The sequence below is a fragment of the Enterobacter sp. HG048 genome (genome assembly GCF_024702055.1).
Lineage (GTDB): Bacteria > Pseudomonadota > Gammaproteobacteria > Enterobacterales > Enterobacteriaceae > Enterobacter > Enterobacter dykesii.
In genome coordinates this window covers 86,437-99,156 of record NZ_JANLIZ010000001.1, presented here as the reverse complement: position 1 = coordinate 99,156, position 12,720 = coordinate 86,437, and the positions used below count along the sequence as shown (strand labels likewise).

Sequence of the window (12,720 nt, the reverse complement as noted above, 5' to 3'; positions counted from 1 at the left end):
ATTAGTAAGTACGAATCTTCGGCGGGAACGCCGGACGCAGTTTCGGTTCCATGTTGACGCTACGACGCGTCATGGATTCCGACTCTGGCAGATACAGGGAATGGCACAGCCAGTTTTCGTCATCACGATCCGGGAAGTCGAAGCGGCTATGCGCGCCACGGCTTTCGGTACGGAAGTTTGCCGACATCGCCGTCGCGAACGCGGTTTCCATCAGGTTATCCAGCTCCAGGCACTCAACGCGCTGGGTGTTGAATTCGCTGGAGGTGTCGTCCAGACGGGCATTTTTCAGACGCTCGCGGATCGCTTTCAGCTGCTCAAGACCTTTGGCCATCGCGTCGCCTTCTCGGAATACCGAGAAGTTGTGCTGCATGCATTCCTGCAGCGCTTTGCGGATTTCCACCGGATCTTCGCCGTTACGGTTACCGTTCCAGCGGTTGAGGCGCTCAAGAGAGGCATCAATTTCGTCGTCGGTCGCGTCACGCAGTGCGCCCTGCTCGGCAATGGATTCCTGCAGATGCAGACCTACAGCACGACCAAACACCACCAGGTCCAGCAGGGAGTTGCCGCCCAGACGGTTTGCACCGTGTACGGATACGCAGGCAATTTCGCCTACCGCGAACAGGCCCGGGATGACCACGTCTTCGCCCTGCTCGTTCACGGTCAGCGCCTGACCGGTCACTTTGGTCGGAATACCGCCCATCATGTAGTGGCAGGTTGGGATAACCGGAATCGGCTCTTTCACCGGGTCGACGTGTGCGAAGGTGCGGGACAGTTCCAGGATGCCCGGCAAACGAGATTCCAGAACTTCTTTACCCAGATGGTCGAGCTTCAGCTTGGCGTGTGGACCCCATGGGCCGTCACAGCCGCGGCCTTCACGGATTTCGATCATGATGGAACGCGCCACCACGTCACGACCCGCCAGGTCTTTCGCATTCGGGGCATAACGCTCCATGAAGCGCTCGCCGTGTTTGTTCAGCAGGTAGCCACCTTCACCGCGGCAGCCTTCCGTCACCAGAACGCCTGCACCGGCGATACCGGTTGGGTGGAACTGCCACATCTCCATATCCTGAACCGGCACGCCCGCGCGGATAGCCATACCGACGCCGTCACCGGTGTTGATGTGGGCGTTGGTGGTGGACTGATAGATACGGCCTGCGCCGCCGGTAGCCAGCACGGTAGCGCGGGCTTTGAAGTAAACCACTTCACCGGTTTCAATGCACAGCGCGGTACAGCCGACGATTGCGCCATCGGCGTTTTTCACCAGATCCAGCGCGTACCACTCGGAGAAGATGGTGGTGTGGTTTTTCAGGTTCTGCTGATACAGGGTGTGCAGCAGTGCGTGACCGGTACGGTCAGCCGCCGCCGCGGTGCGTGCCGCCTGCTCGCCGCCGAAGTTTTTCGACTGGCCGCCAAACGGACGCTGATAGATGGTGCCATTTTCCAGACGGGAGAACGGCAGACCCATGTGGTCCAGCTCCAGAATCGCTTCCGGGCCGGTTTTACACATATATTCGATGGCATCCTGGTCGCCGATGTAGTCGGAACCTTTTACCGTGTCGTACATGTGCCATTCCCAGTTATCTTCATGGGAGTTACCCAGCGCAACGGTGATACCGCCCTGCGCAGACACAGTGTGGGAACGGGTCGGGAAAACTTTAGAGAGCAGCGCACAGGTCTGGCCGCTCTGGGAAATTTGCAGTGCGGCACGCATACCTGCGCCACCGGCACCAATTACAACAGCATCAAATTCTCTGACTGGCAGTTTCATTACACACCCCACACCACAACGAATCCATAAATAACGTAAACCACCAGTGCAACAACAATGGCCAGCTGCAGTGGGAGGCGAATCGCCAGCGGTTTAACGTAATCGGTCAACACCTGCCACATGCCAATCCAGGCATGAATAAGGATGGAGAACAGAGCCAGCAGGGTGAACACTTTGGTGAAGGCGGATCCGAAGAACCCACTCCAGATTTCCCACGTCAGCGTGCCGCTGGTCGCGAAGAACCCGATCATATAGATGATGTAAAGAGTGAGAACGATGGCGGTAGCACGGACCAGAATGAAGTCATGTACGCCGTTGCGTCCTAATGCGGAGGCGTTGCTTACCATACGAGAACTCCTGCGAGAAGTGAAAGCACGACAGTAATCACAAATGAAATGTTAGCGGAGCGTTTCCCGGCTTCGAAAGTCTCTTCCAGGTAGCCAAAGTCCATCAGCATATGGCGAACACCGACGACGACGTGGTACGCCAGCGCGGTCAGAATGCCCCACATGATGAATTTCACGAAGAAGCTGTTCATGATGGCAGAGGCCTGGAGGAATCCTTCAGGGGAAGAGAGGCTGGTGCCCAGTAACCACAGTAAAATACCGACCGCCACAAACGTAATCACACCTGAAACACGGTGCAGAATGGACGCTATTGCTGTTACAGGGAACCGGATCGTTTTGAGATCCAGATTGACAGGTCTTTGTTTTTTCACATTTCTTATCATGAATAACGCCCACATGCTGTTCTTATTGTTTCCTTCCTCCGGACTGCGATGCGGGTCAAGCAGCGTTCCTTTTCTATAACTGCGCGTCATGCAAAACATTGCTTCCAGATGCTTAAACGACACGTTACAACGCTGGGTGGCTCGGGATTGCAGGGTGTTCCGGAGACCTGGCGGCAGTATAGGCCGTTCACAAAATCATTACAATTAACCTACATACAGTTTGTCGGGTTTTCTCTGGAACAGTGATCAGGGTCACGATAACAACATCTTTTTAATTTTTAATCATCTGATTTGACAAATGTTAAACAATATTGTTACAAACGTCATCAGAAAAGGCATATAATGCGCAAAAGTTATGAGGTCTCTCTTTCACCTGACAAATAGTTATGTAACAGTGTGATGGTATTGACCGAAGTTATCAGGACAGTTATTAGTGATATACAGGTTTGAATAATTCGGACTGCAAAAACGCTGATTTGCTGTTGTTTCACTGATATTTCATTCGTTTACCTGCAAGGCGCCATAGCTCTGTACCCTGGTTTGTCCTCGTGAGCTGAGCGGAAAGCCAAATAACAATCTGGTAACGGTGATTAACAGCTGAAAGCAAATCCGGTAAAGCGCAGTCTTAAGCATAAGGCGCTAAGGAGACCGTAAATGGCTGATACAAAGGCAACGCTCACCCTAAATGGTGACACTGCTATTGAACTGGATGTGCTAAAAGGCACGCTCGGTCAGGATGTTATTGATATCCGTACGCTGGGCTCTAAAGGTGTATTCACCTTTGACCCTGGATTTACCTCTACCGCATCTTGCGAATCCAAAATCACCTACATTGACGGTGACGAAGGTATCCTGCTCCATCGCGGCTTCCCCATCGATCAGTTAGCCACCGAATCCAACTATCTGGAAGTGTGCTACATCCTGCTGAACGGCGAAAAACCGACGCAGGCACAGTACGATGAATTCAAAACCACCGTGACCCGTCACACCATGATCCATGAGCAGATTACCCGTCTGTTCCATGCGTTCCGCCGTGACTCTCACCCAATGGCGGTGATGTGCGGGATTACCGGTGCGCTGGCGGCGTTCTACCACGACTCCCTTGACGTGAATAACCCGCGTCACCGCGATATCGCGGCGTTCCGCCTGCTGTCCAAAATGCCTACCATGGCGGCGATGTGCTACAAATACTCCATCGGCCAGCCGTTTGTGTATCCGCGCAACGACCTCTCCTACGCGGGTAACTTCCTGCGCATGATGTTCTCCACGCCGTGCGAAGAGTACGAAGTGAACCCGGTGCTGGAACGCGCGATGGACCGTATTCTGATCCTGCACGCTGACCACGAACAGAACGCCTCTACCTCTACCGTCCGTACCGCGGGCTCTTCAGGCGCGAACCCGTTCGCCTGTATCGCTGCGGGCATCGCCTCCCTGTGGGGACCGGCGCACGGTGGCGCGAACGAAGCGGCATTGAAGATGCTGGAAGAGATCAGCACCGTTGAGCACATTCCTGAGTTCGTGCGTCGCGCGAAAGACAAGAATGACTCCTTCCGTCTGATGGGCTTCGGTCACCGTGTTTACAAAAACTATGACCCGCGCGCCACCGTCATGCGTGAGACCTGCCACGAAGTGCTGAAAGAGCTGGGCACCAAAGATGACCTGCTGGAAGTGGCGATGGAGCTGGAACACATCGCGCTGAACGACCCGTACTTCATCGAGAAGAAACTCTACCCGAACGTCGATTTCTACTCTGGCATTATTCTGAAAGCGATGGGCATTCCGTCTTCCATGTTCACCGTGATCTTCGCCATGGCCCGTACCGTGGGCTGGATTGCGCACTGGAACGAAATGCACAGCGAAGGCATGAAAATCGCCCGTCCTCGTCAGCTGTATACCGGCTACGAGCAGCGTGATTTTAAGTCTGACCTGAAGCGCTAAAAAAGTTGGGGGCGGCATGATGCCTTCACCCCGGCCCTCTCCCACAGGGAGAGGGTGAAAACCTTAAAAACGGCAACTTTCGTTGCCGTTTTACTTTTAGTTCTGGCAGTGTGGGCACCAGTAAAAAGGTCTTGAAGAGAGCATAATCCTGTCAATAATCCCGCCGCACCGCTCGCACTTTTTCCCCGCCCGATGAAACACCTTAAAGCGGAACAGTGCCCCGTGATGGGTATTCTCATCCACCACGCCGCGCGTGTTGTAAGAGAGCCGCGGAATATCCAGCAGCGCGTGGGATAACGCCTCCAGCTGTTCATCGCTCAGCTGAGACGCTTTATGCTGCGGCGCCAGCCCGACTTCCCAGAGGATTTCCACCCGCAGGTAGTTGCCAAGCCCGGCCAGAAAGGCCTGGTCAAGGAACAGGCTGGAAAACTGCCGGTTGCGGAATTTGGGGGATAGCAGCCGGGCCTTCACGTCGCTTGCCGTCAGGCGCATGTCCAGCACGTCTGGCCCGACGCGCTGCAAAAACGGGTGCGTCAGCAGCTGCTCCGGCGTTAACATTTCGATATCCGACGCGCTATAGAGCAGGATCGCTTTATCCGCCGTTTGCAGCCGGACGCGGAGCACGCGGGTGGTTTGCGGCTGCTCGCCCGCCTCCACCACGCGCCAGACGCCGTAAAGCTGATTATGGCTATATAACGTCAGGTTATGGGAAAAGTGCGTAAGCAGGGCCTTGCCGCGCGTTTCAATATGAGTCACAGTCTGGCCCACCAGCTGTGATTCAAACGGTTTTAGCTGAGGAAAAGCAAACCAGACATCCGTCAGAGGTTTGCCCTTTATCGCCGCCTCCAGGCTATCTGCCGCACGGCGGATCTCCGGACCTTCAGGCATTTTGTGTCCTTATCGTCATTATTCGGCGCTGACGAGGATGCCCTCTTCAGAGAACGCTGCCCGCAAGCGGCGCGCGAACTGGAGCGCATGCTCGCCATCGCCGTGTAAACATACCGTATCGGCCTGAACGTGTGCCGGTGTTCCATCCACGGCAATCACCCGCCCGGCGCGCACCATCTCGAGCGTCTGCGCCAGCGCTTTACCTTCGTCGGTAATCAGCGCGCCGGCCTGCGTCCGCGGCACCAGGCTGCCGTCCGGCTGGTATCCCCGATCGGCAAACACTTCCTGACGCGTGGTCAGCCCCAGCCGCTCCCCAGCGCGAATCAGCTCGCTGCCCGCCAGACCCACAAGGATCAGCTGCGGGTTGCAGTCCCGCACCGCTCGGGCAATGGCGTCCGCCAGATCGGCATCTTTCGCTGCCTGGTTGTAGAGCATGCCGTGCGGCTTCACGTGGCGCATCACATCGTTCTGGGCGCGCACCATCGCATCCAGCGCGCCGATCTGGTAGAGCACCTGAGCGTAGACCGTCTCAGGGGGCAGATCCATCGCCGTACGGCCAAAGTTTTCCCGATCGGGAAAGCTGGGGTGAGCCCCAATCGCGACGCCGTTTTTAATGGCATTACGCACGCTCTCCAGCATGGTTTGGGCATCGCCCGCGTGAAAGCCGCAGGCGATATTGACCGAGGTGACCAGGGTCATCAGTTCCGCATCAGCGCAGCTTCCCTCGCCCAGATCGGCGTTTAAATCAATCTTTGCCATCAAGCCTCCACGCCAGCTGTTCGAGATAACGCTGCTGATCCTGCCGGGCCTTCAGCGCCTCCTCCAGCGAACACTGCACGAAGTGAATCGGCTGACCGAGGGGAATTTGCGCCAGATGGTAGCGATCCGCTTCAATGATGCAGGCAATGCGCGGATAGCCGCCGGTCGTTTGCGCATCGTTCATTAACACGATGGGCTGACCGTTCCCCGGCACCTGAATAACCCCCGGCAATAAACCGTGGGAGAGCAGTTCCCGGTCCGTCGTGCGGGTCAGCGGCTGACCCTGCAGGCGGTAGCCCATGCGGTTACTCTGCGGGCTGATCTTCCACGGCGCGCGCCAGAAGGACTCTTTAGACGCCTCGTCAAACTCATGATATTCGGGCCCCGGTAAGGCGCGAATCTGGTTTCCCCACAGCAGCTGTTTTACGCCCTGTGTGGTCGAGAAATGGCGCGCGGAGGGTTTGATTGCCAGCCGATCGCCGTCGCGCAACAAACGTCCTTCGTGACCGCCGATCCCGGCCTTCTGATCGGTACTGGACGAGCCCAGCACCTCCGACACGTCGATGCCCCCCGCCACCGCGAGATAGCTACGCACGCCGTGCAGCGGACGTTTGAGCGTCAGGCGCTGCCCGGCTTTCGCTCTTAGCCGCCAGCCGGTCCACACCGCTTTGCCATCCAGCGTTGCATCACACCCTGCGCCGGTTAAGGCAAACCAGGTTTCCTGACCAAACTCAATCACACACTGACCCAGCGTAATTTCTAGCGCCGCCGTGCTGCCTGGGTTGCCCACAAGCAGGTTGGCAATCTCCAGCGAAGGACGGTCAAGCGCACCGCAGTAGCTCACGCCCGACTGGCGCAGACCAAAGCGGCCGGCATCCTGTACGGAGGTGTAAAGCCCGGCGCGAATAAGCGTTAACATACCCCCTCCTTCTGCGGGATAAAGCGAAGGGTATCGCCGGGACGCAGGAGTATTGGCGTCTCCAGCCCGGGTTCAAATAACGGTGTCGCGGTATGCCCAATAAGCTGCCAGCCCCCAGGCGATGTCAGCGGATAAACGCCGGTCTGCTCGCCGCCGATAGCCACCGTCCCCGCCGGCACGCTCAGGCGCGGCTCGGCACGGCGTGGCGTATGCAGCCGGGGAGATAACCCACCCAGATACGGGAATCCGGGCTGAAATCCCAGGAACCAGACCACGTAGTCAACCGAGCTGTGCAGCTCAACTACCTGCTTTTCAGTTAATCCGCAGTGGTCTGCCACCACGCCCAGATCCGGCCCACCCGTACCGCCATAAACGACCGGGATCTCAATGGCGCGCGATTCCGGCTCCAGCGCCTCGCTCTCTTCCCACCAGCGCTGCAAACGCTCAATGGCATCCAGCGCCAGGGTATGCGGGCTACGTAGCACCACCGTGATGTTATTCATCCCCGGAATGGCTTCAACCACGTCGGGCATGTCGGCCAGACGCTGGGTCAGCCGCCAGATACGCTTTTGCGTGGCAAGCGTCACCGGTGGTTCAAGCTCCAGAACCACGGCGGTCTCACCCAGAAGATAACAACGCGCTCGCTGCACTTAACTACCTCTCGTCAGGCCGGGTTAGGGATATCAATAAAGGTCACATCCAGATCGGTATTTTCCGTCAGCCACTCGCTGAGGGCGCGAATGCCGCCGCGCTCGGTGGCGTGATGGCCAGCCGCGTAAAAATGCAGCCCCTGTTCACGCGCCGAATGAATGGTCTGCTCGGAAACCTCGCCGGTGATAAAAGCATCGACGCCGAAGCGCGCGGCGCTGTCGATAAAGCCCTGACCACCGCCGGTACACCATGCGACACGCTTCACCGTATCCGGACCGGTATCACCGCTCCACAGCGGGCGACGGCCCAGGCGCGCTTCAATCCACGACGCCAGCTCCAGCCCCGGAACCGGCATCGCCAGCTCGCCCCACGGCACCAGCGGTTCAATCTCACCCATCACGGTAATCCCCAGTAGCTGCGCCAGCTGGACGTTGTTGCCGAGCTCCGGGTGTGCATCCAGCGGCAGATGGTAGCCGTACAGGTTGATGTCATTAGCCAGCAGCGTTTTCAGACGATTGCGCTTCATCCCGCGAATAATCGGCGATTCGTTTTTCCAGAAGTAACCGTGATGAACAATCACCGCGTCGGCGTTCTGACGGACGGCCTCGTCCAGCAGAGCCTGGCTTGCCGTCACGCCGGTGATAATTTTTTGCACCGTCTCGCGTCCCTCAACCTGGAGCCCGTTCGGGCCGTAATCGCTGAAAGAGGTACTGTTCAGTTTTTCGTTAATCAGGCTTTCCAGTTCGCTGTTTTTCATCATCACTCTCTTATGCTTTGCGGGCAGCTTCGTACGCCGCCAGCGTGGCGACACGCGCCTGTTTATGGTCGACAATCGGACGAGGGTAATCCAGCTTTACACGCTGTTTATCCGCCCATGCCCACGGTTCGTGGATCGCTTTAGCAGGTATACCGTTAAGTTCAGGAACCCAGCGGCGGATAAACTCGCCGTCCGCATCAAATTTTTGCCCCTGAGTGGTCGGATTGAAAATCCGGAAATAGGGTGCGGCATCGGTGCCTGTAGAGGCTGCCCACTGCCAGCCGCCGTTATTCGCCGCGAGATCGCCATCGATCAGCTGAGAGATAAAATAGCGCTCTCCGATACGCCAGTCGATAAGCAGATCCTTCACCAGAAAGCTGGCGGTAATCATTCGCAGGCGGTTGTGCATCCACCCCGTCTCATTAAGCTGACGCATGGCGGCATCGACTATCGGATAGCCTGTCTGCCCTGTTTGCCAGGCCTTCAGCTGCTTGTCATTCGATTGCCACTTTACGTTATCGGTCCAGCCAATAAAGGGCCGATGCTTACATAAACCTGGATGAAAGGTCATCAGATGGCGATAAAACTCGCGCCAGACAAGTTCATTCAGCCAGACGGACCCTGCGCCGCCCTCCAGCGCCTGCGGCTGCTCCGCCAGCAGACGGTGCAAACACTGGCGCGGTGAGATCGCGCCCAGCGCCAGACAGGCCGACAGGCGGCTGGTGCCCTCGATGGCGGGAAAATCCCGACGCGCGTCGTAACTGGCCGCGTCCTGCTTGCAGAACTGGCGCAGTTGGGCGATGGCCGCTTTTTCATCGGGGGGGAACAGCGCTTCATCAAACGGCTGCTGAGGGTAATCAAACGTCAGCTCAGGCAGCTCTTTTATGGCTTCGCCTCGCACGGCAGGCGCGGCAACGCACTCCGGCAGCGCCTCTTTAAGACGTTTGATAAAGGCATTTTTGAACGGCGTAAAAATTTTATACATCTCGTGGTTGCCGGTCATCACGCTGCCCGGCGCCAGCATCACGCTGTCATCAAACCCTTCGCAGACCACCCCTTCCAGCATCTTCTCCAGCTGACGGTCGCGCTGCTGCTCGTTGAATTCGTACTGGTAGTTGTAGAAAAGATGCGTAACCTCGTGCTGCTTACAGATCTCCTGCACCGTCTGAAGCTGTGCGGCAAAATCATTCACCTCTTTATAAATCAGCGGTATGCCTTTTCCGGCAAGCGAGTGCTGCAGATCGTTCAGATACGCCCGGAGCAAGGCCGCCTGCCGGGGGGCCATATCGTGCTGCCGCCACTGCTCGGGCGTGCCCATAAACAGTGCCAGTACGTTAGCGTCTTTGGCGCGGCATGCTGCCGCAAGGGCGATGTTGTCATGTACGCGCAGGTCCGCGCGAAACCAAACCAGATGGGTGGGCATAAAACTCCAGGCAATTATCCATTATGTCCGTAAGGGCATGCCGTAAAAGGAAAAAGCATGCATTGAACTACTTTGCCATGAAGTGTAGACGGGATGAAATAAAAAAGGCCGCCCGAGGCGGCCTTAGCGCTACTTGTCCTGCGCTATCGTGGTTAACGCGACAAACCCATTAGGTTCATCGCTCTTTACAACGAGTACGCTGGCGACAATGAACGCGATGCAAAAATAGCGTTTCATTATGCGGTCCCTGCAGCTAACCGCTCCACCGTTCACCACCGGTGATAAGTCGGTGGACACAAGCCCTGACGAGAGCCTGACTTACGGTTGTGGTGACGCCTTCCCCGGGACCGGTGCCCATGTGCGAGATGGCGGAAAGGGACGCTGCATAGTAGTTGGCCCTCGCGTAAAAGGTAATCCACTGAAATGATTTTTAAGAATATATTTAGGGAGTTGCAGTTTGATTACTTAAGAACCCGAGATATTCTTGTAACCCTCTGACGAGGGCTTGAAAACCACCCAACGGACCGCGAATCCCGAGGGACAAAAAAACCGCCAACAGTAATGTGGCGGTTTTTTTATTGCTATGTGTAGTCTTAGTATCAGTAGAAATCGCAGGTCGCTTTCTCGGCCTGATCCATCCACACCGGCTTCTCGCTGGTTTTCGCCCAGACGCGGTGCAGATAGCTATAAAAACGTGCACGATCTTTCCAGAACAGCATCACCGGCAGAGCCAGCACGCCAGCCACTACGGCGAAAGCGCGGCGCAAGAACACGATATGAGCCGGATACTCTTTATAAAGATCCATATTTTTCTCCCCTATAGTTGGCCGGAAACGTCATCCGGAAAATTCAAAATCTGTGACCTGGCTAAAATAATATCGCTTTGTTTGTAATTTTACTACTCATCCGACCACTTATTTTCGTCCGTTTAGCAAAAATTTACACTTACGCCGTAATTAAGTTACAAAAAAGTTAACAGTTTACTTATCAATAGTTAAATTGTGGGCTTTGCCATTTTTATACTTTTTTTACACCCGCCCTCCCCATTTTTGCGAAATCTTTGCGCCGGAAATCCTACCGTTAGCACAACAACAAAAGTCACCCGGAGGTGGATTGTGAGTGCAGGTCTTATTGCCGGCATCGTGCTGGTGTTCCTGTTATTGGGTTATCTGGTCTATGCCCTGATTAATGCGGAGGCCTTCTGATGGCTGCTCAGGCGTTTCTGCTTATTGCCAGCTTCTTATTGGTACTGTTCATTCTGGCAAGACCACTGGGATCGGGACTGGCACGATTGATCAATAACGTCCCTTTGCCCGGCACGGGAAGCGTTGAAAAAGGGATCTGGCGCGTACTGGGAATAGACGATCGGGAGATGAACTGGCGTCAGTATCTGATCGCCATTCTGCTGCTGAATATCGTTGGGCTCATTGCGCTTTTTGCCATGCTGATGTTGCAGGGCATCCTGCCGCTGAATCCGCAACAGTTACCGGGCCTGTCCTGGCATCTTGCGCTGAACACGGCGGTGAGCTTTGTCACCAACACTAACTGGCAGTCCTATTCCGGTGAAACCACGCTCAGCTACTTCAGCCAGATGGTCGGGTTAACCGTGCAAAACTTCCTCTCGGCCGCCAGCGGTATCGCGGTGATCTTCGCGCTGACCCGTGCGTTTGCGCGTCAGAAAATCAATACCCTGGGTAACGCGTGGGTGGATCTGACCCGCATCACGCTGTGGATCCTGCTGCCGATTGCGCTGCTGATCGCGCTGTTCTTTATCCAGCAGGGCACCCTGCAAAACCTGATGCCTTACGCGCCCTATACCTCACTGGAAGGCGCAAAACAGCTCCTGCCGATGGGGCCGGTAGCGTCACAGGAAGCCATCAAAATGCTCGGAACGAACGGGGGTGGCTTCTTCAACGCCAACTCGTCGCATCCGTTTGAAAACCCTACAGCCTTGACCAATTTTGTGCAGATGCTGGCGATTTTCCTGATCCCCGCCGCGCTCTGCTTTGCCTTTGGTGATGTGGTTAACGATCGCCGTCAGGGCCGCACCCTGCTCTGGACCATGTCGCTGATCTTTGTGGTCTGCGTGGCGCTGGTGATGTGGGCTGAATGGAGCGGCAACAGCCATTTCATGCAGCTTGGGGCTAACAGCAATATCAACATGGAAGGTAAAGAGAGCCGCTTTGGCATTCTCGCCAGCAGCCTGTATGCGGTGGTCACCACGGCGGCCTCGTGCGGGGCAGTCAACGCCATGCATGATTCCTTTACGGCGCTGGGTGGCATGATCCCGATGTGGCTGATGCAGATTGGTGAAGTGGTGTTTGGCGGCGTGGGTTCAGGTCTTTACGGCATGCTGCTGTTCGTGCTGCTGGCGGTGTTTATTGCCGGTTTGATGATTGGCCGCACCCCGGAATACCTCGGTAAAAAAATTGATGTTCGCGAGATGAAATTAACCGCGCTGGCGATTCTGGTCACCCCGGCTCTCGTGCTGCTCGGCACCGCGCTGGCGCTGATGACCGAAGCCGGACGCAGCGGCATCTTTAACCCTGGCATTCACGGTTTCAGTGAAGTGCTGTATGCCGTCTCCTCTGCCGCCAACAACAACGGCAGCGCCTTTGCGGGCTTAAGCGCCAACTCTCCGTTCTGGAACTGTCTGCTGGCGTTCTGCATGTTTGTGGGTCGCTTCGGGATCATTGTGCCGGTGTTGGCGATAGCCGGATCGCTGGTGAATAAAAAAATCCAGCCGACCAGTACCGGGACATTGCCGACCCACGGCGCGCTGTTTATCGGCCTGCTGACGGGCACCGTGTTGCTGGTCGGCGCCCTGACCTTTATCCCCGCCCTCGCGTTAGGCCCGGTCGCGGAATACCTCTCTTTACGCTGATTT

Annotated in this window: 13 protein-coding genes; 3 read left to right on the top strand and 10 right to left on the bottom strand. The window is 56.3% G+C overall.

What is annotated here, in order from left to right; genetic code table 11:
- Window position 1: 1 nt before the first annotated feature.
- The 3 genes from sdhA to sdhC are packed head-to-tail and all read right to left on the bottom strand — an operon-like array spanning window position 2 to window position 2,513.
- On the bottom strand, window positions 2-1,768 hold the full coding sequence (sdhA, locus tag NUX24_RS00505; RefSeq protein ID WP_023310789.1) for a succinate dehydrogenase flavoprotein subunit: 1,767 nt from the start codon (window positions 1,766-1,768) through the stop codon (window positions 2-4).
- The gene (gene sdhD / locus NUX24_RS00500) at window positions 1,768-2,115 is read right to left on the bottom strand and encodes a succinate dehydrogenase membrane anchor subunit (protein WP_008501088.1); all 348 of its coding nucleotides are present in this window, start codon (window positions 2,113-2,115) and stop codon (window positions 1,768-1,770) included. Before sdhD ends, sdhA begins: the two co-directional genes overlap by 1 nt.
- A complete protein-coding gene (sdhC, locus tag NUX24_RS00495) occupies window positions 2,109-2,513 on the bottom strand; it encodes a succinate dehydrogenase cytochrome b556 subunit (protein WP_020684965.1) in 405 nt (134 codons plus the stop codon). The genes sdhD and sdhC overlap by 7 nt, the downstream gene beginning before the upstream one ends.
- Window positions 2,514-3,152: 639 nt before the next feature.
- On the opposite strand from sdhC, the gene NUX24_RS00490 reads away from it, so the two are divergent.
- The gene (locus NUX24_RS00490) at window positions 3,153-4,436 is read left to right on the top strand and encodes a citrate synthase (protein WP_023310788.1); all 1,284 of its coding nucleotides are present in this window, start codon (window positions 3,153-3,155) and stop codon (window positions 4,434-4,436) included.
- Between the two features lie 96 nt (window positions 4,437-4,532).
- On the opposite strand, the gene nei is transcribed toward NUX24_RS00490, so the two are convergent.
- From nei to NUX24_RS00455, 7 genes are all read right to left on the bottom strand, one after another.
- Window positions 4,533-5,324: an endonuclease VIII gene (nei, locus tag NUX24_RS00485; RefSeq protein ID WP_257829191.1), complete on the bottom strand. Its 792-nt coding sequence runs from the start codon at window positions 5,322-5,324 to the stop codon at window positions 4,533-4,535.
- 18 nt (window positions 5,325-5,342) lie between these two features.
- The gene (gene pxpA / locus NUX24_RS00480) at window positions 5,343-6,083 is read right to left on the bottom strand and encodes a 5-oxoprolinase subunit PxpA (RefSeq protein WP_257829188.1); all 741 of its coding nucleotides are present in this window, start codon (window positions 6,081-6,083) and stop codon (window positions 5,343-5,345) included.
- Window positions 6,070-7,002 (bottom strand): 5-oxoprolinase subunit PxpC, encoded by a 933-nt coding sequence (pxpC, locus tag NUX24_RS00475; RefSeq protein ID WP_047650597.1) that lies wholly within the window; start codon window positions 7,000-7,002, stop codon window positions 6,070-6,072. Before pxpC ends, pxpA begins: the two co-directional genes overlap by 14 nt.
- Window positions 6,996-7,652 carry a 5-oxoprolinase subunit PxpB gene (pxpB, locus tag NUX24_RS00470; protein WP_047650596.1) on the bottom strand — a complete coding sequence of 219 codons (657 nt, stop codon included), beginning with the start codon at window positions 7,650-7,652 and terminating at the stop codon, window positions 6,996-6,998. Before pxpB ends, pxpC begins: the two co-directional genes overlap by 7 nt.
- A 14-nt stretch (window positions 7,653-7,666) precedes the next feature.
- Window positions 7,667-8,410, bottom strand: a complete 744-nt coding sequence (locus NUX24_RS00465) for a type 2 GTP cyclohydrolase I (protein WP_023310783.1) — start codon at window positions 8,408-8,410, stop codon at window positions 7,667-7,669.
- A gap of 10 nt (window positions 8,411-8,420) precedes the next feature.
- The gene (gene phrB / locus NUX24_RS00460; protein WP_257829181.1) at window positions 8,421-9,833 is read right to left on the bottom strand and encodes a deoxyribodipyrimidine photo-lyase; all 1,413 of its coding nucleotides are present in this window, start codon (window positions 9,831-9,833) and stop codon (window positions 8,421-8,423) included.
- 599 nt (window positions 9,834-10,432) lie between these two features.
- Window positions 10,433-10,639: a YbfA family protein gene (locus NUX24_RS00455; protein ID WP_023310781.1), complete on the bottom strand. Its 207-nt coding sequence runs from the start codon at window positions 10,637-10,639 to the stop codon at window positions 10,433-10,435.
- 309 nt (window positions 10,640-10,948) lie between these two features.
- Here NUX24_RS00455 and kdpF point away from each other — a divergent pair, with 309 nt between their 5' ends.
- Window positions 10,949-11,038 carry a K(+)-transporting ATPase subunit F gene (gene kdpF / locus NUX24_RS00450; RefSeq protein WP_014069365.1) on the top strand — a complete coding sequence of 30 codons (90 nt, stop codon included), beginning with the start codon at window positions 10,949-10,951 and terminating at the stop codon, window positions 11,036-11,038.
- Window positions 11,038-12,717 (top strand): potassium-transporting ATPase subunit KdpA, encoded by a 1,680-nt coding sequence (gene kdpA / locus NUX24_RS00445; RefSeq protein ID WP_257829177.1) that lies wholly within the window; start codon window positions 11,038-11,040, stop codon window positions 12,715-12,717. Before kdpF ends, kdpA begins: the two co-directional genes overlap by 1 nt.
- Window positions 12,718-12,720: the final 3 nt, after the last annotated feature.

What these genes read in the sequence shown, in the direction of transcription:
- sdhA (WP_023310789.1), bottom strand. Translation starts at nt 1,768, where the DNA reads ATGAAACTGCCAGTCAGAGAATTTGATGCTGTTGTAATTGGTGCCGGT.
- sdhD (WP_008501088.1), bottom strand. Translation starts at nt 2,115, where the DNA reads ATGGTAAGCAACGCCTCCGCATTAGGACGCAACGGCGTACATGACTTC.
- sdhC (WP_020684965.1), bottom strand. Translation starts at nt 2,513, where the DNA reads ATGTGGGCGTTATTCATGATAAGAAATGTGAAAAAACAAAGACCTGTC.
- NUX24_RS00490 (WP_023310788.1), top strand. Translation starts at nt 3,153, where the DNA reads ATGGCTGATACAAAGGCAACGCTCACCCTAAATGGTGACACTGCTATT.
- nei (WP_257829191.1), bottom strand. Translation starts at nt 5,324, where the DNA reads ATGCCTGAAGGTCCGGAGATCCGCCGTGCGGCAGATAGCCTGGAGGCG.
- pxpA (WP_257829188.1), bottom strand. Translation starts at nt 6,083, where the DNA reads ATGGCAAAGATTGATTTAAACGCCGATCTGGGCGAGGGAAGCTGCGCT.
- pxpC (WP_047650597.1), bottom strand. Translation starts at nt 7,002, where the DNA reads ATGTTAACGCTTATTCGCGCCGGGCTTTACACCTCCGTACAGGATGCC.
- NUX24_RS00465 (WP_023310783.1), bottom strand. Translation starts at nt 8,410, where the DNA reads ATGAAAAACAGCGAACTGGAAAGCCTGATTAACGAAAAACTGAACAGT.
- phrB (WP_257829181.1), bottom strand. Translation starts at nt 9,833, where the DNA reads ATGCCCACCCATCTGGTTTGGTTTCGCGCGGACCTGCGCGTACATGAC.
- NUX24_RS00455 (WP_023310781.1), bottom strand. Translation starts at nt 10,639, where the DNA reads ATGGATCTTTATAAAGAGTATCCGGCTCATATCGTGTTCTTGCGCCGC.
- kdpA (WP_257829177.1), top strand. Translation starts at nt 11,038, where the DNA reads ATGGCTGCTCAGGCGTTTCTGCTTATTGCCAGCTTCTTATTGGTACTG.